Source organism: Sediminibacillus massiliensis, from assembly GCF_900156915.1.
Classification (GTDB): domain Bacteria; phylum Bacillota; class Bacilli; order Bacillales; family Amphibacillaceae; genus Sediminibacillus_A; species Sediminibacillus_A massiliensis.
In genome coordinates this window covers 3,190,649-3,213,488 of the sequence record NZ_LT732535.1, presented here as the reverse complement: position 1 = coordinate 3,213,488, position 22,840 = coordinate 3,190,649, and the positions used below count along the sequence as shown (strand labels likewise).

The following is a 22,840-nucleotide window of genomic DNA, read 5'->3' as shown; positions in this document are numbered from 1 at the left end:
GGAACCATCAATGTCATTGAAGAAGTCCTCGCTTCCACTGTGGTGGGCGGGACCATCAATACCGTGGAAGAAGTCCTGGCTGCCACCATCGTTGGCGGGACCATTGATACCATCGACAGCGTTCTCGGGGCCACGGTCTCTGCCGGAACCATCAATACCGTGGAAGAGGTCCTGGCTACCACCATCGTCGGCGGCACAATCGATACTGTTGACAGTATTCTCGGAGCTACTATTACCGACGGATTCATCAATGCCACCATCCTCGGGGGCACAGTAACGGCGGAGATCGATTCCGTCACCGTGACGGGCGGGACCATCAATATCATTGAAGAAGTCCTTGCTTCTACCATCGTCGGCGGCACAATTGATACTGTTGATAGTATTCTCGGAGCTACTATTACCGACGGATTTATCAATGCCACCATCCTCGGTGGCACAGTAACGGCGGAAGTCGATTCCGTCACCGTGACGGGCGGGACTATCAATGTCATTGAAGAAGTCCTTGCTTCCACTGTGGTGGGCGGGACCATTGATACCATCGACAGCGTTCTCGGAGCTACCATTACTAATGGATTCATTTTTGCTACACTATTAGGCGGAACCATTGATTTCATCAATGGTACTCTGAGTGCAGAGGTAACCTCTGTTACTATCTCAGGGGGTACATTAACAGCTATTTCTCAAAATAATTTTGTTGAGCAAAGCTTTCTTGATGTAAACGTAGGTACAGCATTGTCTACATTCACCCCTCTATCCACTATAACGACATCTGTACTAGAAGATTATTCATTTTTCGTTTATAACTCCAGCCCTTCTGGGACTGTAGATACAATTGTTCAAATAAGTGCGAATGGCGTGAATTGGTTTACAGATATCACTTCCATTGATTTAAGGCCTGGATCGGTAGATGTTCTTGTTCCACAACGTTTTTTAAAGTACACAAGGCTTGCTTATCGTTCTTCTACTACTCTTGCATCCGGCACTATCTCGGTCATATTCAATGCACAAGGTTCATAAGTTTATAGTAATATAAATCCCTCTGTTATTAAACAGAGGGATGCTCATGTTAGGGGTGATATCGTTGTTGATAGGTCTTCATATGATTGTGAAAAATGAATCAAATAATTTACGGAAATGTTTAGACAGCATCAAGACATTGGTAGATGAAATAATTATTGTTGATACCGGATCAAATGACAACACAGTCTCCATTGCAGAAGAATTTAATGCGAAGGTATTTCATAAACCATGGGAAGATAATTTTTCTGATGCGCGAAATCACTCTCTTCCTGAAGCCAACACAGACTGGATCATATTCATGGATGCTGATGAGATATTTAAAGGGCCATTTCAGGAGATTCGGGATGAACTTGAACATACGGATAAAGAAGCTTTTTATATCGATATTGAAAGCATAACAGGCGAAAAAGTTTATGAAAAGATGGTTCACCCCTCCATACGTATATTTAGAAATAAAAAAAATTATTTTTTTAGAGGCGCCCTCCATGAGGATATCCTTCCATCAATATTAGACCACACTTCCATGGAAATGATTGGAAAGATACAGGAGAAGATTCTACATACAGGATATACTCCAATACAAACTAAGCTAGAAAAAGCACATCGCAACCGTCGGATTTTGGAAAAGTCCCTAAAAGAGTCCCCGAGTGATAACTTTTTCCAATACCATCTAGGTATTACCTATGAACAGCTTTCTTTAAACGAACAAGCGATAATATTTATGGAGAAAGCATTAAAAAATGTTGCAAAACATCAATCTTACCGTCCGACCTTGGTAAAGGACCTTGCAAAGCTCTATCTTAAAACAACAAAATACAAACTAGCCATAGACCTATTAAATAATGAAATTAAGAACTATAACGATTATCCTGACCTTTATTATTATTTAGGGTATGGATATCAACAAATAAAAGAAAACGATAAAGCAATTCGAATTTTGCAAGAAGCTACTAATATAACTCCATCTCGACATTATGTATTGGAAACTGGTAAAGGGACTTATCTTTCATGGACATTAATGGGAGATATTGCCCTAGAATGGAAGGCTTACAATGATGCCCTTCAATTTTACATTAAGGCTCTCCAGTATTGTCCCTATCATTATGATGCTTTATATGGAATTGCGGATCTTCTGATTGCTTCTGGTAGATCCTGTTCTGATATTAGAACAGAGTTAACACATATTTTGACGCCTTCTATAGATCCTAGTAAATCTGATCCCGAAATCAGAAAACAGTGCCTTCAGGAAATAGCGCATGTGCTTTTTGACACAGGTTGTGATGAAGAATACTTAGACTTTTCCGAAAATACCGAAGGAAGCAAAGAAAAGGAGATACTCAGCTTACTCTATTTAAATCACATGCAAGAGGCTAACAATCGATATGAAAGGTTACTAAAACCAGCTTCAGCAAATCTCTTACAAGCGATTATCGTCACCTTTCATGAGCACTCTTATCCTTACCCTGAAAAATTATACAAGGAAATCAAAAATGAACCTAACCCCCACTTTTATGATCAAATCCTACAAATTCTAACAAATAAGAGACAAACCAAAAGCAATAATGAAATTTCTTTCTTACTATTCACTAAACAATTTTTACATCAAGCCATTCGCTATCGGGCGCATAGCGTTATAAGAAAATTGATAGGTTTGCACCCTGTTTTCCAACTTTACGCTGCGAAAATCTTTTACTATGAAGGGTATATAAAAGAAGCTTACGATACCTTTAATTCCCTTTTTGACCAGGATGCGCTGGATGTTGAGGGGACTTTTCTTCTAGGAGAGTATAACTATCATCAAAAGAAGTGGGAGCAAGCCTCTATTCTATTCGAGAAAGTTCTTACCGAGGATGCCGATCATATTGGTGCCCATATTGGAGCATCGCTTTGCTACAACCAGCAGTCGAAAGATCTCTTGAAAGAGTCGATTGAAGAAATACCTGATTTTCCGTTGTTTACTGCTTACTTAAATAAAGTGGAGCTTGCAATTGAACTCTCATCAAAACATGGTTGGCAAACCCATTGGAGAGGGAGACAAAGGAGGGTGCGATTACAAAATGAACAGGGTATCGTTGTGTATGATAGTTAAAGATGAGGAAGAACTACTAGGCAATTGTTTATCCAGCGCTAAAGAAATTGTCTCTGAAATTATCGTCGTAGATACTGGTTCTATTGATAGTACTCCCTCCATTGCTGAACGTTTCGGAGCCAAAGTCATCCACCATCCTTGGCAGGGTGACTTTTCCGAAGCCAGGAATGCAGGACTTGATCACGCCACTGGTGAATGGATTTTAATACTTGATGCTGATGAAGAACTCAATCCCGATTCCATCGATGAATTAAAGAATTGGAAGGAGTACAATGATGCAGAAGGCTTTTTCTTAAGGATATATAACCATTTCGGTGAAAAGGGAAAAGAAGCAAGCATAAATCCGACTATTCGTATGTTTAGGAACAGTGAGAAGCATCGATTTTCAGGATCGATACATGAGCAAATTGCAGAAAGCATTCAACAAAACAATCCTTCAGCACGTTTTGTGATGACTGATGTGATCATTGATCATTATGGCTACCAAGCAAACATCCGTGAAAAGAAAAATAAAACGAAGCGTAATATCACACTTTTAAAAAAAGAACTAGAAACGAATCCAGACCACCCTTTCCATCTTTATAATATTGGGATTGAATATATGCAGTTGAATGATTATGAGAATGCTCTTCTATCCTTTCGAAAATCAAGAGAACTTGTCGGTCCAAAAGTCAATTATGCTCATTTACTTTTTAAATGTGAAGCAAAAGCCCTCGGAGCTCTCGGTCGCCTTAAAGAAGCAATTGCTGTCTGTGATGCAGGTGTTGACCAGTATCCCGATTACACAGACCTCCATCATTATAAAGGGACTTATCAGATAACCATGGGGGACAGTACAGGTGCTGAAAAAAGTTTTCGAAGAGCTATTCAGCTACAAACTGCCTCCAAATACCATACCGAAACAGGCATCGGATCATTCGCCACCTATTACCTATTAGCGCTTGTGTGCGAGAGTCAAAGTAAGGACGATCAAGCGATAGACAATTACTTAAAATCGTTCAAGGAATCGAATAATGAGAAACGTCCACTTTATAGAATTTTTCAGCTATTACGGAGTACAGACAGGGAATCAGAAATCCCCTCTCTCTTGAAGAAAAGATTTAAAATGCATACTGAAAATCAAAAAGAAAATCTTTTACACATTCTTTTAAGATCACATTGTTACCAAAGCGTATGTACACTTCTTGATGACTGGTTGTCAGAAGAACCTCTATCTTTTCATACACAGGAAAAATGGAGGAGAATAAAAGAAGACTGTGTTCTTATGTATTCAGATAGATTAGAAAAGAATAAAAACACAGACCAATTCCTCCCACTAACTATCGACACTGACCGTTGGCGTGCACATTTCCCTGAAAATAGCGACCTCTTCCCTCCCATTGAATCACTCCCAATTATTCTGGAGATAGAGCGTAAGGGGAGGATTTTATACAAACAGGGTTTTTACTCTGCATTCCAACAGTATCTAAAGAAATGGAAGGGTATGCATCAACACGTGAATAAAGATTACCAATCTCACTCTGTCATCCAACTAGTTCAGACACTTTCCTTCAATGCGGAAGAACATCTTAACAGCGTACTAAAGAAGGGAGACTACAACTTGATTCGTTCAGCTAAAACTACATTACCATTCGAGGAAGGTTGGATTGATTAACCCCGGATTGAGTGTTTGTATGATTATATACAATGAAGAAGTGAACCTGAAACGTTGCCTATCTTCTATAAAAAATATAGCTGATGAAATTGTCATTGTTGATACAGGCTCGACAGATAATTCAATAGAGGTCGCAAAGTCATTCCAAGCCTTAGTGATTTCTCATGAATGGGGGGAAGATTTCAGTGCAGCACGTAATCTTGCGTTAGAAAAAGCAACGAAAGAATGGATATTAGTTATGGATGCCGATGAAGTTCTTCAGGATGATCAAATTACAACATACATGGAAAATAACGATGTGGATGGGTATTTTGTACGCTTCATTAACTTCTACGGACAATATGAGGAAAACAGTTTCTTCATCGATTACGCATGCCGCCTTTTCCGTAATCATCCTTCTATTCGTTTTCAAGGATTAATTCACGAAGAGGTCACAACCTCTCTTAAAGCTTACGGATGGCAAATAGGAAATAGTGATATCACCCTTCATCATTACGGGTATTTACACACCAATGAAGAAAAACAAAAAAAACATGAACGTAATCTATCTATTATAAAAAAGGCTTTGACAGAAAACACAAAGGACTCGCGCTTGAATTATGCTTTAGGGGTCGAATACATGCAAGCTGAAAAATATGAAGATGCATATAGAATATTTACGAAGCTTTTGACGACGCTCCCCCCATCTACTGATTTCGCACCAGATATAGTTTTAAAAACCGCCCACCTTTTAAGATTCTTTCAGAAAAGCGAAGAGGCTTTGACATTGGTGAAGCAAGGCTTGTTGCATTATCCTGACTTTGCAGACTTGCATGATGCCAAAGCAGAGATTCTCCTAGAGTTGCACCAATACCTTGCAGCTATTCAATCCCTTCAACAGTCATGCTCCTGCCCAGTTCGTAGCACTTATTCTTCTCAGGCAGGAGCTGGATCTTTTCGTACTTTATACCATCTGGGTCAAGCTCATGAGAAACTTTTAGATATTGAATCAGCCGTACACTATTATCAAGAATCCTTAAATAAAGCTCCTACGTACAAACCTGCATGGAAGAAGTACACCTTGTGGTCAACCTCCCCTTATGTAAGCCCCCAATTCAGTAATGACTTAAAACGCTGGAAGGAATCTTTAAAGGTTGACCAATGGCTTCTGCTAATGAGGACCCTCCTTGCATCAAGGAAATGGGATAGGTGGGATTTGGCTAAACAACAAATGCCTGAAAGAGTTCATGCTGAATTATCTTTGTTGACATGCCCCCTCGCTGAAGCTTTAACATTATCCACAAAAGGACAAAAACAAATGGCAGTCAGACATCTTCTTAATCAAAAAAAGGCCTTCAACCTGGAGCAAATCCTATTTATTTGGTGCGTGTATTATGAAGAAAATCTCAATCATAAGCAATGGTTGAAATCTCACATGAATAACTTTTCACTTTTAGCGGATTTATATAAATGTTTGATGGAAGGGTATCAGGAAAAATATAAAGAGGCTGTAACTCTCGCTACGTGGATGTTTCTTGAAAGCAGAATGATAAAAGGCTATATTCGGTTTGCGAAGTCGTTGGACATGTGCTGTCCTCTCCCTATGACTCACCTTTATTTGTTTTCTTCTATTCCCATACAATCCCTACAAGAGATTACAGAACACCTTAAAGTGGATACCCAAAAGCTATCTGTAGAAGAATGCTTAGCTATCACCCTGCTTCAAATTAAAAGTGGAACAAACATAAACACCCAGGAAACGCTCAGATATTTGATTAAAAAATCTCCCTCTTCCCCTTTACCTAGATTAGTAACACTTTTAAATTATCAATCTAAAACAGACCCTTCTATTATAAAGGAAATTGACAAAGTTCTCGTCCATTTAACATACCCCAACTCAGAAATTTTATTATTAGATTAAAAGTCAATTAGAAAAAGGAGAGCTCACTGCGCTCTCCTTTTTTATGATACAGGGCTTACTTCCGCCCATCCTAGAGTTAATGACAGAGTATTGGTTTGGTTAGTCAAATTGAGAAGATCTATGATTAATCGATTATTAGGAGGGACGATAATTTTCCCGAGTTCATCATTAACAATAGGACCGCCTGTTTGGATGAGCGTACTAAAAGTCGCCCCTCCTACCACTGGGTTCGCAAGACTTGTGGAGAAACTCGGAATCAACTGACTAACATTTGGATATCCGAAGTTTGTATTAATAGGGGTGAGCGTTGTGCCACCTGCAACGGTTCCGTTCCGCAGCAGAAAGACCGAGGTATTAGTAATAGCACCGCCAAAAACCCGGCCAATTCGGGCTGTATAGCGAGAGCTTGTAGGATTAGATAACTGCAAGGCAAGGTAAGCGTTTGCAGCTACCGATACTACACCGGTAGTCACTCTATAGTTGGCCCCGTTTTCAGCACTCGATGCCGCAATATCCACGGTTGTTAGAGGGTTTCGCAAGTTGGTAAACACATTGTAGTTTGGCATACTTATTCCCCCTTAATTAAGATAAGTGTTCAAGACACCTTCCCACTTTTGCTGCCAAATCCTCTTGTCAAAGGCTTTTGCCGTTTCCCTTGCACGTTCTCCCATCTCGGCCCCTTTCCTTTGATCACTCATAATACTCCCCACCGCTTCTACCAACTGATCTACGGTAGGCATAATTAATCGACCGTTATACCCATCAATCAACAAATCGTTCAGGCCTCCAATCGTTGTTGCAAGGACCGGCAAGCCACTACTCATCGCCTCTAAACAAGACAATGAGGTACCTTCGGAAAATACGGTAGGGATAACGACGAGATCTGCCTGCTGATAGGCTATTGGCATTTCGTCAAAACTATAAACATGATGACGTATCCTATCCTTATGGGGATGATTACTTAACCAGTATTTAAAAACCCGAGCGCTTTCCGTTCCGTGAATCACTTCTCCAGCAAAATCCACTTCAATGTTTTCGTATTCTTTTAACCATATATCCGTTGCTGCCATCATAAGGAGAATTCCACGCTCATGACTTATTCTTCTTGGGTAAAGTATTCGGAAATTTCTTTTTTTCTTAACTTCTGTTACCGGGATAAACCTCTTAATATCAACAAAATTAGGGATTAGCTCGATTTTTCCAGGATTTGTATATTGACATGTTGAACGGCAATAGGTTAAAAAATGTGAATCAACGGATACAATTTTCCCCAATGAATTAATTGCTTGTTGGATATTATATTTAACCTTATCTTTCGCTTCCTCAGTGAGTTCGATTCGGTCCCAGTTAATCCCATGGCATATACCCAGGCTTCCCTCTCGGTATGGAATAGGATGCCAAATACAACTTGCATAGATTAAAGAACCTTCTGCTTTTTGTTCCATTTCTTGAAACAATTCACCAATACCGTCCAAATCATTACAATAGTAGCCGTACACGTTAGTTCCTGCTACCTCCGTTTCTTCCATCTGTATGTGAAAGGGTTTGTGATAGGAAAGCTGATGAATGTCAACGTCTATTCCCATGCCCTGTAAGATTTTAGTTAATTCATAAAGGTACCGTTCAAGCCCTCCGCCGTAAAGTCTATGAATCTGATAATTATATGCATCTAAAAAGCTATGAGTCAATATGGAGACTTTCTTCACCTCTCCTCCTCCTTCCATTCAAGAAGTTTTGGAGAGCGATCAAGAATAGATAAGTATTGTTCCTTATTTCCCCAACGCCCCTGGGGATCCATTTTCATATAACGCTGATACTTATTATGCCGATCCGTTTCGTCTCCAGACCATCCAAAATGCTTAACACGTATATCAGTCATACATCCTTTTAATGTCTGATAGGACAAAGGAAGCCTGTGAACATGGTGATCTTTTTTTAAGTAATAACAAGGGAAACCTGGTAAATAACGGACTAGCATCATTGTATGACGTTTGTGAAGGTTCCAATGTTCATCTTCACGATAATGAGTCTTACCTCCCCAAAAATCATAGATACGAAAACTGACCCAATCATATTGATCCTGGTTAATCAAAAACTGCACTTTCTTCTTGAAAGAACGTTCAAAAACTTCATCTGCATCGATAGATAACAACCAATCTGGTTCATACTTACATGCTTCTTGCCATAACCGGCTTCTAAGCTCCCATTCCTTGCTGAAAAGCTGACTTTCTAGTTCAACCACTTCTTTGACCTTTGGAAAAGACCGACATATCTCTACCGTGCGGTCTGTACTGGCATCATCGATAATAACCATATCGTCCACATAAGAACTTAAATCACTAAGCACTTCTTCTAGATACCTGTTCTCCTCATTTCTAACTTGTAAGATGGCCGTCAGCTTATTGCCATTCTTTTTCCTGACTGGATTCATCGTCTACTCCTCTCCTAACGTAAATCGGTCGACCTCTTCCATCCGGAGAATGTTGTTTATGGCATTTTCATCATAAACCGCTGCCTGCAGATAATAATGGATCGCTTGTGGACGATTACCGAAGAGCTCTTCTTTTTCTCCTTTCACCAACCAAAACTCTTTACAAAATTCCGTATCATTACCACCCTTACTGAGAATCTCCTCGCTACGTGCATAATCCATCATATTTCGACAAATAAGGTATTTGCTGTTATCCGCTTCGGGAGAAGGAATTTGATCTAATAACTTTCTAGCGTACTGTAAGTCTCCATGAATTCGGCAAATCTCTGCCTGTACCCATTCATATTGCCCTCTGTTATATAAGGAAAGAAGCTGAAGATAATGTTGCTTTAAATCATCTGGCTGAGCAAGGATACCATAAGAATTCAAAGCTTCCTTTGTCTTACCTTGCCTTACTTGCGCTAGACAAATTCCGGAATAGTATTTGTTCATTCCATCCGTTTTGTTCAACACCACATTTCTTGAAAAAGCTTGAAAAAAATAGTGTTCTGCTTTCCCGTACTGACCATTCAGATAATGATATTTGGCAAGCAAGGAAAAGTTTGCTTCATTATGCGGATCCCACGCTATCTGGTCCTCTAATTCCTGAATGCGCTCCTCCCTTTGTTTGTTAATCATGTCCAGCCACGTTTCTTTTTGATTTTGGTCTTTAGTGCTGGACTCTATAATTTCTTTTAAATAATAATCGCTTTCAGAATAAAGCCCCCAATCCTCTTTGGATAGCTGTTCCTCTTGTGAAGATGGAGCGCAAAGTAACACAAAAGGGTGGGACAAAGCTAATTGCCAGTAAACCTCTTCTGATGCTGTAAGAATGATATCAGCTACTGAGCAAATTCCCTTTAGATAAAACTCCCCAATATGATTCCATTCATGAAAGTCTTTGAGCCAGGCAATAGTTAAATGCCGATCGATTTTTGATAGAGAATTCACCCAATAAGGGTGGTCTATAATTGATATAGTTTTTACATTTCTATTAAAAGATACTTCTTCCTGCATTTGATTTATATTTTTATATTCTTCAGAGCCAGACCAATGTGAATGAAAGTTATGAGATTTCACCCCTTTGATAAAAGGTACTTCTGTTTTTTGTGATCTACCAAAATAATAAAGTACTCCCCAAATTCTTTGAGGATTACTTACAGAATGAATGTGCTGGAGATCAGTTATTCCTTGCGTACCAAACCGCTGCAGCAACCCTTGCAAGTTTTTGTTTGATTCCTCTTCCATATTTGAGAAGTCTGCTCTTTGTGCCATTGTCCGGTGAAAGACATATGTGGATAAGAATGATTTTGGCCTCCATTCAGCAGGCAACCGCAACATATGAAAATAAGAAAGAAGCAAATAATCGTCCTCATACCCTTGGATTCCTGGCAAGTCTTCTGTTATGTATCCTCCTACTAGTTTTAAATGACTTGCCCGGTGCATAACTGGATGAACAAATCCCTCCACAATCATTTTTTCTCGTTCCTTCTCTAGCAGGTCTATCAATTCAGCCGTATTAGAAGGTACTTCTACACTGACTATTCCTTTCCCATGCGGATGCCATTGTCCATCTTTTGTCAAAATTCCAGGGCAAATGCAAGGCTCCTCTGGATTTTTTTCAAGAAATTCAACAAGCTCGTTTGTCCACTCGGGTGGAAATATCATATCGGGATGAATTTCAGTAATATAAAGAATTGACGGGAGATACTCCCATATATATTTAAAACATGCTTGTCTTGCAAAAGGAATTCCATCATTTGTTCCATTACCCAATACTTTAAAATCCTTAATGTAGGGCTTAATGAAACTGGAAAGTTCCTGATTAGATAGCCCACCCTGGTTGTAAAAAATATATGATTCCATACTGTCTTTCAAACTTTCCAGACAATCATTCATCATAACAATATCTTCTTCATTCCTGATTAGTACTGGCATCGTATGGGCGATTTCGGACATAAATATCCCCCTTAAGACATTTCACTGATTTACTCTTATATATTTATGCATAAAGAAAGTTATCATTCCCCAGTTAATGAAAACCATACACCTCTAAGAAAATGAACTTAAAAAAGTGGCAGTATAGAAATGTGTGTGGGGAAACTTAATAAGTAGTCGTAGTTTCACTTTCGTCCACACAATAAAACTCGAACCTAACTTGAATGAAAGCAACGGCGCTATAACCCATGCTAACAACGGTAAGGATAAGTCCGACATTCACTCAGCTAGTACTTGATGATATTGTAGTAGAAGGAATTGCGATTGAAGAAGAATTACCTGAAACCTTTTCTAGAAATCTTCTTATGAGCATTAGGGCTATCCTTACGAGGGTTGCGATGCAGGCTACGTAAAAGGTAATTTGTCTAAAGAAAAATATTTGAGAGTCAGAAACATTAGTATCTGCCATTATTTAATTATGTACAGGTTATTACAATTACATTGGATTTCATCTAACGTTTGCTTCCTAAGCCCAATAAAATTCAAAAAAAAGAAAAATGTTAACACTCCATAACATACTACCTACGAATGGGTCTAACCAAAAAACCTCCCTTAAGATTTATTATCCTAAGGGAGGCTTTAGCTATTTTAAATTTTTTAGAGTGAAATCCAGTCAGATTATCCATAAACCCTATGGTAAAAGGGTTTTGGGGGCTATCACATCATGCCGCCCATTCCGCCCATGCCACCCATGTCAGGCATGCCGCCGCCAGCGTTATCTTCTTCAGGAAGATCAGCGACTACTGCTTCTGTAGTCAAGAACATAGCGGCTACAGATGCAGCGTTTTGAAGAGCAGAGCGTGTAACTTTAGTTGGGTCTACGATACCGGACTCAACCATGTCAACCCACTCGCCGGAAGCTGCGTTGAAACCAACGCCTACTTTTTCGCCTTTCAAACGTTCTACGATGATAGAACCTTCAAGCCCGGCATTGTGTGCGATTTGACGAACTGGCTCTTCTAGTGCGCGAAGAACGATGTTAGAACCAGTTTCTTCGTCACCTTCTAGGTTTAAGCCTTTCACAGCATTGTAGATGTTAACAAGTGCTGTACCACCACCGGAAACGATACCTTCTTGTACCGCTGCACGAGTAGAGTTCAAGGCGTCTTCGATACGAAGTTTGCGCTCTTTCAATTCTGTTTCCGTAGCAGCACCAACTTTGATTACCGCAACACCACCGGAAAGTTTAGCTAGGCGCTCTTGTAATTTTTCTTTGTCGAACTCAGAAGTAGTCTCTTCAGCTTGGGCACGAATTTGTGCAACACGGGAAGAGATTTTTTCTGGATCTCCGCTTCCTTCTACTACTGTTGTGTTTTCTTTCGTTACAACAACTTTAGAAGCGCGGCCTAATTGCTCGATGCCAGTGTTTTTAAGTTCTAATCCAAGATCTTCTGTAACTACTTCCGCACCAGTCAATGTAGCGATGTCTTCCAACATTGCTTTACGACGGTCACCGAATCCAGGAGCTTTAACAGCCACTGCATTGAAAGTACCACGAAGTTTGTTCACAACAAGTGTAGCAAGGGCTTCGCCTTCTACGTCTTCCGCAATCATAAGAAGCGGCTTGCCTTGTTGGACAACTTGCTCTAGTACTGGAAGTACTTCTTGGATGTTGGAGATTTTCTTGTCAGTGATCAAGATATATGGATCTTCAAGAACTGCTTCCATTTTATCCTGGTCTGTTACCATGTAAGGAGATGCATATCCGCGGTCGAATTGCATACCTTCCACTACTTCAAGCTCTGTGTTGAAGCCTTTTGATTCTTCGATTGTGATAACACCGTCGTTACCAACGCGTTCCATTGCTTCCGCGATCAACTTACCTACTTCATCATCACCGGAAGAGATGGCAGCAACTTGTGCAATAGAATCTTTTCCTTCAATCGGCTTGGAAATGGTGCGTAGTTCGTTTACAGCAAGTTCAACCGCTTTTTCGATACCGCGGCGAACGCCTACTGGGTTTGCACCGGAGGCAACGTTTTTCAAACCTTCGCGAATCATCGCTTGGGCAAGTACAGTTGCAGTAGTTGTACCGTCACCAGCAACGTCGTTTGTTTTAGAAGCAACTTCAGATACCAGCTGTGCACCCATGTTTTCGAAGTGGTCTTCCAATTCGATTTCTTTCGCGATAGTAACACCATCGTTTGTAATTAATGGGGAACCGTATTTCTTGTCTAAAACAACGTTACGTCCTTTAGGTCCTAGAGTTACTTTTACAGCATTAGCAAGCGTGTCCACACCGCGAAGCATGGCACGACGTGCGTCTTCACTAAATTTGATTTCTTTAGCCATAATATTACCCTCCTTGAACTTAAAAAATTATGATATAAATTGATTGTCCTTCGCAGATTAGCCGATAACAGCCAGAATGTCGCTCTCACGAAGAATTAAGTAATCTTTTCCTTCATATTTCACTTCTGTTCCAGCGAATTTCGAGAAGATGATAAGGTTTCCTTCTGCTACCTCAGGGGCAACTTTTTCTCCATTATCTGTGACGCGGCCAGAACCTACTGCAACTACCTTTCCTTCCTGCGGCTTTTCTTTCGCAGAATCGGGAAGAACGATACCGCTTGCAGTTTTTTCTTCTTGCTCTACAAGTTCAATTATGACACGATCACCTAGTGGCTTTAACATGTTGAAAACCCTCCTTAACCGATATTTAATTGATAGGTTTGTTATTAGCACTCATTCGTCATGAGTGCTAACACAATTATTATAATAATCAATTCATTTTAAATTTGCAAGTAATGTAATTATATTTTCTTTCGACAAATTTTAAGCAAGAAAGCACATAAAATCGACAATAGACACAGAATATCAGGATGCCCGTTTTTTTTGAAAAACATTCATGCCGAAACAGCCTTCCTATTACATAGCTATTCTAAATCTATGTTAAAATACGTACAATGGGATAGTTGCAAAATCAATTAAAAGGAGACGTTATTGTTGCCCAAAAGATATTGGTATGTCATCTTAACGTATGTCATCATGCAGATCTCCGGAGCATTTGTTGCTCCGTTCATTGGTTTGATTAATATAGACAGGTTTACGTTCACTGTGTGGTGGAGCGTTTGCAGCTTTATTGCAGCACTCGTGGTCATTCTGTTCTTGTTAAAACCGGATATGAAAGAGGGTAGTGTAAGGAGTGCAGCAGGAGTCGGCAATATCATTCTCTGGTCCTTCCTCGGCGTGTTTTTGGCATATCTTGCCCAGATAGCCGCTGTCATTATCGAAAGTGGCGTACTAGGCATCAAGCCAGGGTCGGAAAACACGATGGATATCATGGAAATCGCCCGTGCTGCGCCGATATTTATTCTGATACCGGCGTTAATTGCACCTATCTTGGAAGAAGTGATTTTCCGGAAAATCATATTCGGAACGATGTATAAACGCACCAACTTCTTCATTGCCGCGGTGGCATCGTCGGTGATTTTCGGTCTGGTCCACATGGATGTTTTCCATCTTATTACGTATACAGCAATGGGTTTTGTCTTTGCCTTCCTGTATGTCCAAACCAAACGGATCATCGTACCGATCATTGCCCACATGTCCATGAACACCATCACGGTCATCGCCCAATTCAACCTCGATCCGGAAGAAATGGAAAAAATGATGGAGCAATGGGAACAAATTCAAACGATCATAGGAGGCTGATCAACACATGAGAACGTCACCGTTGTTTATGGCTTCCTTGTATTTCGGCATGGGAGTTGTATTCACGTACATTGCCATTCAATCGGCTGAAGATACGGTCTGGAACTTCATTACGGTCTTATTGGCTATCTTTGCCACCCTGGACTTTGTCGTATCCTTCCGCCTGATTGGATTGCATCTCAAAATAAAAAAGTCAAAAAACAAAAAATAACCACAAAAAAAACAACTTTCCTTACAAACGGACAAGCTGTTTTTTTGCGATTATTCGGTTTCCTCTTCGTCCAATGGATAATGCTTGAGGAAGTAGACCAGTGACTGCAGTTCGACTGCCAAATCGATATGGTGGACGCGGACATGGTCCGGCACCGTAATTCTCGCCGGAGTAAAATTAAGAATCCCGAGAATCCCTGCCTTTACAAGCCGCTCGGCGATGTTTTGCGCCTCGGAAGATGGAACAGTAAGGATTGCGACAGTCGTGTCCTCCAGTTTTGCTTCCAATTCATCAATATGATGGACAGGAACACCGCCGATCTCCTTCCCTACTTTTTCCGTAGAAGCGTCAAAACCCATTTCGATTTTCGTATTGTTATTCTTCATGAAGTTGTAATTCAAAAATGCCGTTCCCAGGTTCCCTACACCGATTAGCGATACTTTGGTGACCTCATCCTGGTCTAGGGTTTTACGGAAAAATTTCAACAAATATTCCACATTATAACCATACCCCTTCTTACCAAGGGCGCCAAAATAAGAAAAATCCCTACGAATGGTCGCTGAATCGACTTTGACAGCTTCACTCAGTTCTTTGGAAGAAACACGCAGCTTGCCCTGCAAATGCAGGTTGTTGATAAAACGGTAATATAAAGGCAAACGCTTTGCTGTTGCTTGAGGTATTTTGTTCTGTTCATTATTCATCGCTTGCACCCTCCTTCGGTTATTCTTCTTCGCGTGTATAATCGCCGCTCTTTCCGCCCGATTTCTCTTGAAGATATGTCTGCCCGATGACCAGACCCTTATCGACTGCTTTGCACATATCATAAACCGTCAACGCTGTGGCTGATGCCGCTGTGAGCGCCTCCATTTCTACTCCGGTACTTCCCTTCGTTTTGACTTGCACCGTAATCAATAATTCGAATCTTTCTTCTGTTTTCCAGTCAAAAGTAATATCGACACCTTTCAGCTGAAGCGGGTGGCACATCGGAATCCAGTCGGAAGTGTTTTTCGCCGCCATAATGCCGGCGACTTGGGCAACGGCCAATACGTCCCCTTTTTTCATTTTATTTTCTTTTATTTTTTCATAAATTTCCTTGTTCACGATAATACTGGACCGGGCTGTTGCCACTCTGGCCGTTTCCTGCTTCTCGGTAATATCGACCATTCTTGCCCTTCCCTGTGGATTAAAGTGGGTAAACTCGCTCATTATAGGACCTCCATCGAGGAAAAAAATTTTTCAAGTGATTTGTTGCCCTTTCATTTTATCAAAAAACGACAAAGAAGTCGTGACTTGTTTCACATTCCCTCTCGCATCCTGAAAACAGCGCCGATTTTGTCTATTTACCGCCTAAGTTTCTTGCCTCTCCCGACAGGAGTGATATACACTTAAATCACTGAGGTGAACAAACATGATTTTAATGCAAGTGAACAATTTAACCAAAAGATATGGTGCAGAGTTAATTCTCTCTAATATAAAAATGGAAGTGAAAACAAACGACCGGATTGCTGTCGTTGGACGTAACGGGGCCGGAAAGTCCACCTTGCTGAAAATGATGGCAGGACTGTTGTCTTATGATGAAGGGGAAATCCACAAGCCGAAAGAAGTGACGCTTGGTTATTTGGCACAGAACACCGGTCTTGAATCGGACCAGTCGATCTGGCAGGAAATGCTCTCCGTATTCCAGCATCTTATCGACCAGGAGAAGGAACTCCGAAAGATGGAACAACAAATGGGAGACCCGGATTTCATCGCCCGGCCCGAAGCCTACCAAAAATTATTGACCGAGTATGATAAAAAGCAGCAGGCTTTCAAATCTGACGGCGGCTATCAATATGAAGCAGACATCAAAGCCGTGTTGAACGGTCTCCATTTTCAGGATTTCGACTGGAATACTGCCATCAGTGACTTAAGCGGCGGCCAGAAGACACGGCTGGCACTTGGGAAATTGCTGCTATCGGCTCCGGATATTCTCATACTGGATGAGCCGACCAACCATCTGGACATCGAAACACTATCCTGGCTCGAAGGATATCTTAACAATTACAAAGGTGCTGTAGTGATAGTCTCCCATGACCGCTATTTCCTGGATAAAACCGTACAGATTGTATATGAAATCTCCCGCCATCATTCCAGTAAATTCTATGGCAACTATAGCAAGTATCTCGACAAGAAAGCAGAAAACTATGAGCAGGAACTGAAACAATTCGAGAAACAGCAGGCAGAAATAAAGAAGCTGGAAGAGTTTGTCCAAAAAAACATCGTCCGTGCCTCGACAACCAAACGCGCCCAAAGCCGCAGAAAGCAATTGGATAAAATGGAAAGAGTTGACAAGCCTCAAGGCGATGAATCTTCTGCTAATTTTTCTTTTGAAGTGAACAGGCGCAGCGGGAACGATGTATTGAAAATCAATGACCTTGCATTCCGCTATGAGGACAGCAACGACTATATATTCTCCAACCTAACCTTCCATGCTTCACGCGGGGACAGCATTGCCCTTGTCGGCCCAAATGGCGTCGGCAAAACCACGTTGTTAAAAACGATTATTGGCGACTTGAATGCTGAGAAAGGTTCCATCCAACTTGGAGCGAATGTACAGGTTGGCTACTATGACCAGGAACAGACAAGGTTAAGTTCCAACAAGACAGTGTTGAATGAATTATGGGATGAATACCCGTTGATGAACGAGAAAGACATCAGGACCGTCCTGGGCAATTTCTTGTTTTCCGGTGACGATGTGTTAAAGATCGTTTCTTCCCTGAGCGGCGGAGAAAAGGCTAGACTCGCATTGGCCAAATTAATGATGGAAAAAGCCAACTTCCTTATCTTGGACGAACCGACCAACCATTTGGATTTGGATAGCAAAGAAGTGTTGGAAGCAGCCCTGATGAACTTCCCCGGAACGATTTTATTCGTCTCCCATGACAGATACTTTATCAACAGAATTGCCACACAAGTGATTGAAATGCACCCAACCGATTCCACCGTGTATCTAGGGGACTATGATTACTATCTGGAGAAGAAGCAGGAAGAATACGAACTTAAGCTTCTCGAAGAACAGGAAAATCCGTCGGGTCCAATCGAGCAGGATACGAAGAATAGCTTTCATCAAGAAAAGGAATTGAAGAAAGAAAAAAGGAAACGGGAACGCCGAATCGAAGAAATCGAACAACAAATCGATAAATTGGAATCACGTGTAGATGAAATAGATGAACTGTTATGTGATCCGGAGATCTATCAGGACCATGAAAAATCTCTCGAGTTAACGGAAGAAAAAGAAGGTCTGCAGCACAAACTGGATGGCTTGCTGGAAGAATGGGAAGACCTACAACTAGATGAATAGACGGAAGAAGGATAGCATGTTTTGGTGCTATCCTTCTTAAACTTATTATTGGGCTGTATAACCACCATCAACCAACAGGTTCGCTCCTGTTACGAAACTGGCGTCTTCTGAGGCAAGGAAAACCACTGCTTTTGCGATTTCTTCCGGTTTTCCCAGCCTTCCGATCGGGTGCAGGGAAATCAATTGATTCCTCATTTCTTCGTCCAACTGCTCCAAGAGGGGTGTATCGATATAGCCCGGGCATACGGCATTCACTCGTATATTTTCCTTGGCATATTCCACAGCTAAGGCCCTTGTCAGGTTGGTTACTCCACCTTTGGCAGCTGTATATGCAGCCGTTTGGGCTTGCCCTACATTTCCTAAAATAGAGGAACAGTTTACGACACTGCCTCCTCCTGTTTTCTGCATAGCTTTTATGGCATGCTTCGCACACAGGAAGACACCATCCAGGTTGATGGATATCACTTTCTGCCAGTCTTCATAACTTAATTCTGCCGATGGGGAAAGGGCGCCGATGCCTGCATTGCTGAATATAATATCCAACTGGCCAAATTCCTTTTCAGCCTTTTCTACCATTGCTTCTATATCTGTTTCTTTGGAAACATCAACGTGCTGGAAGACTACTTTTGTTTCCTCACCGTTCAGTTCCGCTGCAAGCTCTTCCCCCAACTGATCATTGATATCAGCTATTAATACGCTTGCCCCCTCTTTGACCATTTCCCTTACCGTAAACTCTCCGATCCCACTTACTCCGCCAGTAACAATTGCCTTCTTTCCTTTCAATCGCATGCTTAGTCACCCTTTCCAGTTCATTTTGGTAAAGACTGCTAAACAGAATGATGAAAGTCCCTAAAAGTGCGTATTCTCTCTGTTTGTCTCCAATATAACGCATAGGAAATCGCTATACAATAAACATTCTGTGAATAATATCAACAAAAAACTACTTATTCACAGTTTTATACACATATAAACATTTACAAATCAGGTTTCCCACTTACTTACTCACATAATCCACAATCGAATATCAACTTATCCACAATCTATACCCACAAATAAAACCCCGGTTTAATAAGTTTTTCTTCCATTTATCCACATCAATGCATATTGATTGTTAATAAGTATATACAGACTGACAATTAAAAAACCAAAACACTTGTTGGCAGCTTTGCCCCAAGCGTTTTGGTAGCTCTAATCAGTTTATGAATCTTTGCTTCTTTTCCCGAACTTCTCTAAGTCTAATGACGGGTTTGCATTCAAATCCCATTCTGCCCGATGCCCTTGTTCGAAAGCTATGGTTCCTGCTGCTGCAATCATGGCCGCATTGTCCGTACATAATTCCAAAGGAGGGATGACCAAGTCGATATCTTCTATGGAAAATTTTGATTCTAAAGCCGCACGGAGGCCTTTGTTGGCTGCTACTCCTCCGGCAACCAGTACTTGTTTTACTCCAAACTGTTTGGCCGCACGGTATGTTTTTTCTGTCAGTACCTCGACGACACTTGCCTGAAAACTGGCTGCAACATCTTCTCTTCGAAGCGTTTCGTTACGCTGCTCGGCATTATGCAGTGTATTAATAACTGAAGACTTTAAACCACTGAAGCTGAAGTCAAAAGATCCTTCCTCCAGCCAGGCCCTTGGAAAGTCGATAGTGGTCTCGCCTTCTGCCGATAACTTATCGATTTGCGGCCCACCAGGATAAGGCAGTTTTAATGTTCGTGCCACTTTGTCGTATGCCTCTCCAGCCGCATCATCTCTTGTTTCGCCAATTACCTCGTATGATCCATGTTCTTTCATGATGATTAATTCGGTATGCCCTCCGGAAACGACAAGTGCAAGTAAAGGGAAAGTGAATTCTTTAAACAGGCGATTGGCATAAATGTGACCTGCTATATGATGGACGCCTACTAATGGTTTGTTTTTAGCAAAGGCCAAAGCTTTTGCGGTATTTACGCCGATAAGTAATGCCCCGACAAGGCCCGGACCCTCTGTAACAGTCACTGCATCCATGTCATCAATCGTTAAGCCGGCCTTTTGAAAAGTTTCTTCCAACACCATCGTTATTTGTTCAACATGATGCCTCGAAGCTATTTCCGGAACGACGCCACCAAAACGCTTATGGCTTTCTATTTGGGATGCAACTACATTTGCAACTATTTCTGTACCGTTTTTAACAATTGCTGCCGCTGTTTCATCACAGCTAGTCTCAATACCCAATATATATTTATCTTCATTCTTCATAATTTCACCCACATTACTAAAGCATCTTCTCCATTATCCGTGTAATAGTTACGCCGGATCCCACCTGGAGTTAATCCGAATTTTTTATACATATTCTGCGCCGTTATATTGGACACTCTTACCTCTAATGACAATGTGGCAGCTCCTAAGGCAACAGCTTGATTAAGTACAAAGTGAAACAAAGTCTGCCCGTATTTCTTCCCTCTGCACTGCGGCAGGATGGCAATATTGGTAATTTGGGCTTCATCAAAAATAACCCATAGTCCGCAATATCCAACAATTTGTTTACCTTCTTGCATGATGAAATAAATAGCATAAGGATTCTCAAGTATTTCTTTATAGAATATATCTTTTGTCCATGGGGTTCCGAAGCTGGCAGCTTCTACTGCCATGACCCGATCGATATCCTCTACCCTCATTTGTCTGATTACAGGGGCCGACATATCAATTCTCCCTTTGCTTTTCCAACCATTTTGACTCTGCCTCTGCCAACCGCAGATATTCCGGTGTCAACGCATGTACAGGCTCTGTCTCCTTATCCGCTCCTGCCAGAGCCAATAAAGACGGTTTTGGAAAATGATATGGCAATTCAGGAATGATGGCCAATTTCCCCATCGTTTCAAGAATCTTGTCTCGATGCAATTCGATATCCGGGCTGAGGAACAATACTTGCTGTCCTTGGTTTGCTAAGGTCGTCAGCCACTCTTCGAAAAGGATGTTTGTCTCCTTCGCAGCCAGCTGCGCCTTTCCATTTGAATCGAAGTTATATAAACCAGTATAGACAAGGCCTCTGCGGGCATCGAAAAACGGACAGACCGAAAAAGGTGAAAAACTACCTTGAAGGGCAACTGCCTCTAAACTTGAGACACCCACTACCGGAATATTCAACGCCCAGCCCATTGTCTTGGCTGTCGATAAGCCAATCCTTACACCGGTAAAGGATCCAGGTCCCTTCGCAACTACTATTTTATCCAACTCTTCCGGAGCTGTGCCCGTCTCGTCCATGAGTTTGGAAATCGCCGGCATTAACCGGACAGAGTGATTTTTTTTGATATTGTTAGTGTACTCTCCGACAATAACCCCATTCTTGACGATTGCTATCCCCATTGTCTGATTGGATGTATCCATTGAAAGTATATTCATCGTGCTAACTCCTTACAAACCGCTTCAAAATGATGTCCTTTTGGTGAAAAGGTTATCTCCCTCTCCTGTTCATCAATCAGACGTATTTCTATATCCAAGCGTTTTTCCGGCAAGTAATCCGCAATAAAATGAGCCCATTCGATCACCGTTATTCCATCGCCGTTAAAATATTCATCAAAACCAATGTCTTCCTCACTGTCTTCCAAACGATACACGTCCATGTGATATAGAGGAATTTCTCCCTGGTATTCTTTCACGATTGTAAATGTCGGGCTGTTAATCGTTCTACGAACACCGAGTCCGGCACCCAGTCCTTTGGTAAAGGTGGTTTTTCCAGCTCCTAAGTCACCTTCAAGTGTTAAGACATCACCAGGGCGAAGAGATAAAGCCAGCTTTTCAGCAAGCTTTCTTGTCTCTAATTCTGTTTTCGTAGTTATTACTATCGATTCCATATTTTCACCTATTTCATCAGGTTTCCTTATTATGTTTTGGTCAGTAATTCTATCATAGCAAAAAGGAAGCTAAAAAGAAAAATCCCAGTGCTTCTTTTCACTATTTCGATTAAAACATAAAGAAAGCCTTAGGATTTTCTCCTAAGGCGTATGCTTGATTTAAATTTATGTAAGTGGCGGTCCGGACGGGACTCGAACCCGCGACCTCCTGCGTGACAGGCAGGCATTCTAACCAACTGAACTACCGGACCATTTGGTTGCGGGGACAGGATTTGAACCTGTGACCTTCGGGTTATGAGCCCGACGAGCTACCAGACTGCTCCACCCCGCGATAGTGTAAGAGTGTTTATTACTGCATCTTACGATAGTGTTTCTGTTCGTCACGTTGCAAGTGAATTCGGAGATGATTACGCTCCTCACAAAGCCTTCACTGAAGTTAATCAATGGTGTTGAGCGGCTTTGCTCCACCCCGCGATAGTGTAAGAATGTTTTTTACTGCATCTTACGAAAGTGTTTCTATTTTGTTTTAAAAACATTTAGTAATTCAAGCCTAGCGGCGTCCTACTCTCGCAGGGGCAATGCCCCAACTACCATGGGCGCTGGAAAGCTTAACTGCTGTGTTCGGCATGGGAACAGGTGTGACCTTTCCGCTATTGCCACCAGACCTGGTG

Annotated in this window: 20 protein-coding genes, 2 tRNA genes and 1 rRNA gene; 7 read left to right on the top strand and 16 right to left on the bottom strand. The window is 41.4% G+C overall.

Translation table 11 applies throughout. The features are described from left to right. From CZ434_RS16845 to CZ434_RS16830, 4 genes are all read left to right on the top strand, one after another. Positions 1 to 1,017, top strand: a 1,017-nt coding sequence (locus tag CZ434_RS16845; protein ID WP_245831013.1) for a DUF6385 domain-containing protein, incomplete at its 5' end; no start/stop codon positions are given. Positions 1,018 to 1,081: 64 nt separating this feature from the next. After that, positions 1,082 to 3,109 (top strand): tetratricopeptide repeat-containing glycosyltransferase family 2 protein, encoded by a 2,028-nt coding sequence (locus CZ434_RS16840; protein ID WP_179107301.1) that lies wholly within the window; start codon positions 1,082 to 1,084, stop codon positions 3,107 to 3,109. Beyond that, entirely contained in the window at positions 3,099 to 4,763 is a 1,665-nt protein-coding gene (locus tag CZ434_RS16835) for a glycosyltransferase (RefSeq protein WP_179107300.1), read from the top strand. The genes CZ434_RS16840 and CZ434_RS16835 overlap by 11 nt, the downstream gene beginning before the upstream one ends. Next, positions 4,756 to 6,663, top strand: a complete 1,908-nt coding sequence (locus tag CZ434_RS16830) for a glycosyltransferase family 2 protein (protein WP_077624194.1) — start codon at positions 4,756 to 4,758, stop codon at positions 6,661 to 6,663. Before CZ434_RS16835 ends, CZ434_RS16830 begins: the two co-directional genes overlap by 8 nt. Before the next feature lie 41 nt (positions 6,664 to 6,704). Here the strand turns inward: CZ434_RS16830 and CZ434_RS16825 are convergent, their stop codons facing one another. The 6 genes from CZ434_RS16825 to groES form a co-directional block, all read right to left on the bottom strand. Next, positions 6,705 to 7,229 carry a hypothetical protein gene (locus tag CZ434_RS16825; protein WP_077624193.1) on the bottom strand — a complete coding sequence of 175 codons (525 nt, stop codon included), beginning with the start codon at positions 7,227 to 7,229 and terminating at the stop codon, positions 6,705 to 6,707. 12 nt (positions 7,230 to 7,241) lie between these two features. After that, the gene (locus tag CZ434_RS16820) at positions 7,242 to 8,369 is read right to left on the bottom strand and encodes a glycosyltransferase family 4 protein (protein ID WP_077624192.1); all 1,128 of its coding nucleotides are present in this window, start codon (positions 8,367 to 8,369) and stop codon (positions 7,242 to 7,244) included. Next, the gene (locus CZ434_RS16815) at positions 8,366 to 9,094 is read right to left on the bottom strand and encodes a glycosyltransferase (protein WP_077624191.1); all 729 of its coding nucleotides are present in this window, start codon (positions 9,092 to 9,094) and stop codon (positions 8,366 to 8,368) included. Before CZ434_RS16815 ends, CZ434_RS16820 begins: the two co-directional genes overlap by 4 nt. A gap of 3 nt (positions 9,095 to 9,097) precedes the next feature. Next, positions 9,098 to 11,092 (bottom strand): tetratricopeptide repeat protein, encoded by a 1,995-nt coding sequence (locus CZ434_RS16810; RefSeq protein ID WP_077624190.1) that lies wholly within the window; start codon positions 11,090 to 11,092, stop codon positions 9,098 to 9,100. A gap of 696 nt (positions 11,093 to 11,788) precedes the next feature. Further along, entirely contained in the window at positions 11,789 to 13,423 is a 1,635-nt protein-coding gene (gene groL / locus CZ434_RS16805) for a chaperonin GroEL (RefSeq protein ID WP_077624189.1), read from the bottom strand. A 57-nt stretch (positions 13,424 to 13,480) separates the two neighbouring features. Then, positions 13,481 to 13,765, bottom strand: a complete 285-nt coding sequence (gene groES, locus CZ434_RS16800) for a co-chaperone GroES (RefSeq protein WP_077624188.1) — start codon at positions 13,763 to 13,765, stop codon at positions 13,481 to 13,483. Positions 13,766 to 14,077: 312 nt separating this feature from the next. On the opposite strand from groES, the gene CZ434_RS16795 reads away from it, so the two are divergent. Both CZ434_RS16795 and CZ434_RS16790 read left to right on the top strand, forming a co-directional pair. Next, the gene (locus CZ434_RS16795; protein WP_077624187.1) at positions 14,078 to 14,785 is read left to right on the top strand and encodes a CPBP family intramembrane glutamic endopeptidase; all 708 of its coding nucleotides are present in this window, start codon (positions 14,078 to 14,080) and stop codon (positions 14,783 to 14,785) included. Between the two features lie 7 nt (positions 14,786 to 14,792). Next, positions 14,793 to 14,996, top strand: a complete 204-nt coding sequence (locus tag CZ434_RS16790) for a YdiK family protein (RefSeq protein WP_077624186.1) — start codon at positions 14,793 to 14,795, stop codon at positions 14,994 to 14,996. 50 nt (positions 14,997 to 15,046) lie between these two features. On the opposite strand, the gene CZ434_RS16785 is transcribed toward CZ434_RS16790, so the two are convergent. Both CZ434_RS16785 and moaC read right to left on the bottom strand, forming a co-directional pair. After that, positions 15,047 to 15,697, bottom strand: a complete 651-nt coding sequence (locus CZ434_RS16785; protein WP_077624185.1) for a redox-sensing transcriptional repressor Rex — start codon at positions 15,695 to 15,697, stop codon at positions 15,047 to 15,049. 19 nt (positions 15,698 to 15,716) lie between these two features. Beyond that, the gene (gene moaC, locus CZ434_RS16780; RefSeq protein ID WP_077624184.1) at positions 15,717 to 16,202 is read right to left on the bottom strand and encodes a cyclic pyranopterin monophosphate synthase MoaC; all 486 of its coding nucleotides are present in this window, start codon (positions 16,200 to 16,202) and stop codon (positions 15,717 to 15,719) included. A 202-nt stretch (positions 16,203 to 16,404) separates the two neighbouring features. Here moaC and CZ434_RS16775 point away from each other — a divergent pair, with 202 nt between their 5' ends. Next, entirely contained in the window at positions 16,405 to 18,336 is a 1,932-nt protein-coding gene (locus CZ434_RS16775) for an ABC-F family ATP-binding cassette domain-containing protein (protein ID WP_077624183.1), read from the top strand. A 45-nt stretch (positions 18,337 to 18,381) separates the two neighbouring features. Here CZ434_RS16775 and CZ434_RS16770 read toward each other — a convergent pair whose 3' ends face one another. From CZ434_RS16770 to rrf, 8 genes are all read right to left on the bottom strand, one after another. After that, a complete protein-coding gene (locus CZ434_RS16770) occupies positions 18,382 to 19,125 on the bottom strand; it encodes an SDR family NAD(P)-dependent oxidoreductase (RefSeq protein WP_077624182.1) in 744 nt (247 codons plus the stop codon). A 408-nt stretch (positions 19,126 to 19,533) separates the two neighbouring features. Further along, positions 19,534 to 20,574 (bottom strand): tRNA (adenosine(37)-N6)-threonylcarbamoyltransferase complex transferase subunit TsaD, encoded by a 1,041-nt coding sequence (gene tsaD / locus CZ434_RS16765; protein ID WP_077624181.1) that lies wholly within the window; start codon positions 20,572 to 20,574, stop codon positions 19,534 to 19,536. Continuing rightward, positions 20,571 to 21,017, bottom strand: coding sequence for a ribosomal protein S18-alanine N-acetyltransferase (gene rimI / locus CZ434_RS16760; protein ID WP_077624180.1), 447 nt, complete (start codon positions 21,015 to 21,017; stop codon positions 20,571 to 20,573). Before rimI ends, tsaD begins: the two co-directional genes overlap by 4 nt. 1 nt (position 21,018) lies before the next feature. After that, the gene (gene tsaB / locus CZ434_RS16755; RefSeq protein WP_077624179.1) at positions 21,019 to 21,717 is read right to left on the bottom strand and encodes a tRNA (adenosine(37)-N6)-threonylcarbamoyltransferase complex dimerization subunit type 1 TsaB; all 699 of its coding nucleotides are present in this window, start codon (positions 21,715 to 21,717) and stop codon (positions 21,019 to 21,021) included. After that, entirely contained in the window at positions 21,714 to 22,169 is a 456-nt protein-coding gene (tsaE, locus tag CZ434_RS16750) for a tRNA (adenosine(37)-N6)-threonylcarbamoyltransferase complex ATPase subunit type 1 TsaE (RefSeq protein ID WP_077624178.1), read from the bottom strand. Before tsaE ends, tsaB begins: the two co-directional genes overlap by 4 nt. Positions 22,170 to 22,343: 174 nt before the next feature. Further along, positions 22,344 to 22,420 (bottom strand) — tRNA-Asp (locus CZ434_RS16745). Between the two features lie 3 nt (positions 22,421 to 22,423). Then, positions 22,424 to 22,500: transfer RNA gene (locus CZ434_RS16740), tRNA-Met, on the bottom strand. A gap of 217 nt (positions 22,501 to 22,717) precedes the next feature. Beyond that, a 5S ribosomal RNA gene (gene rrf, locus CZ434_RS16735) occupies positions 22,718 to 22,833 on the bottom strand. Positions 22,834 to 22,840: the final 7 nt, after the last annotated feature.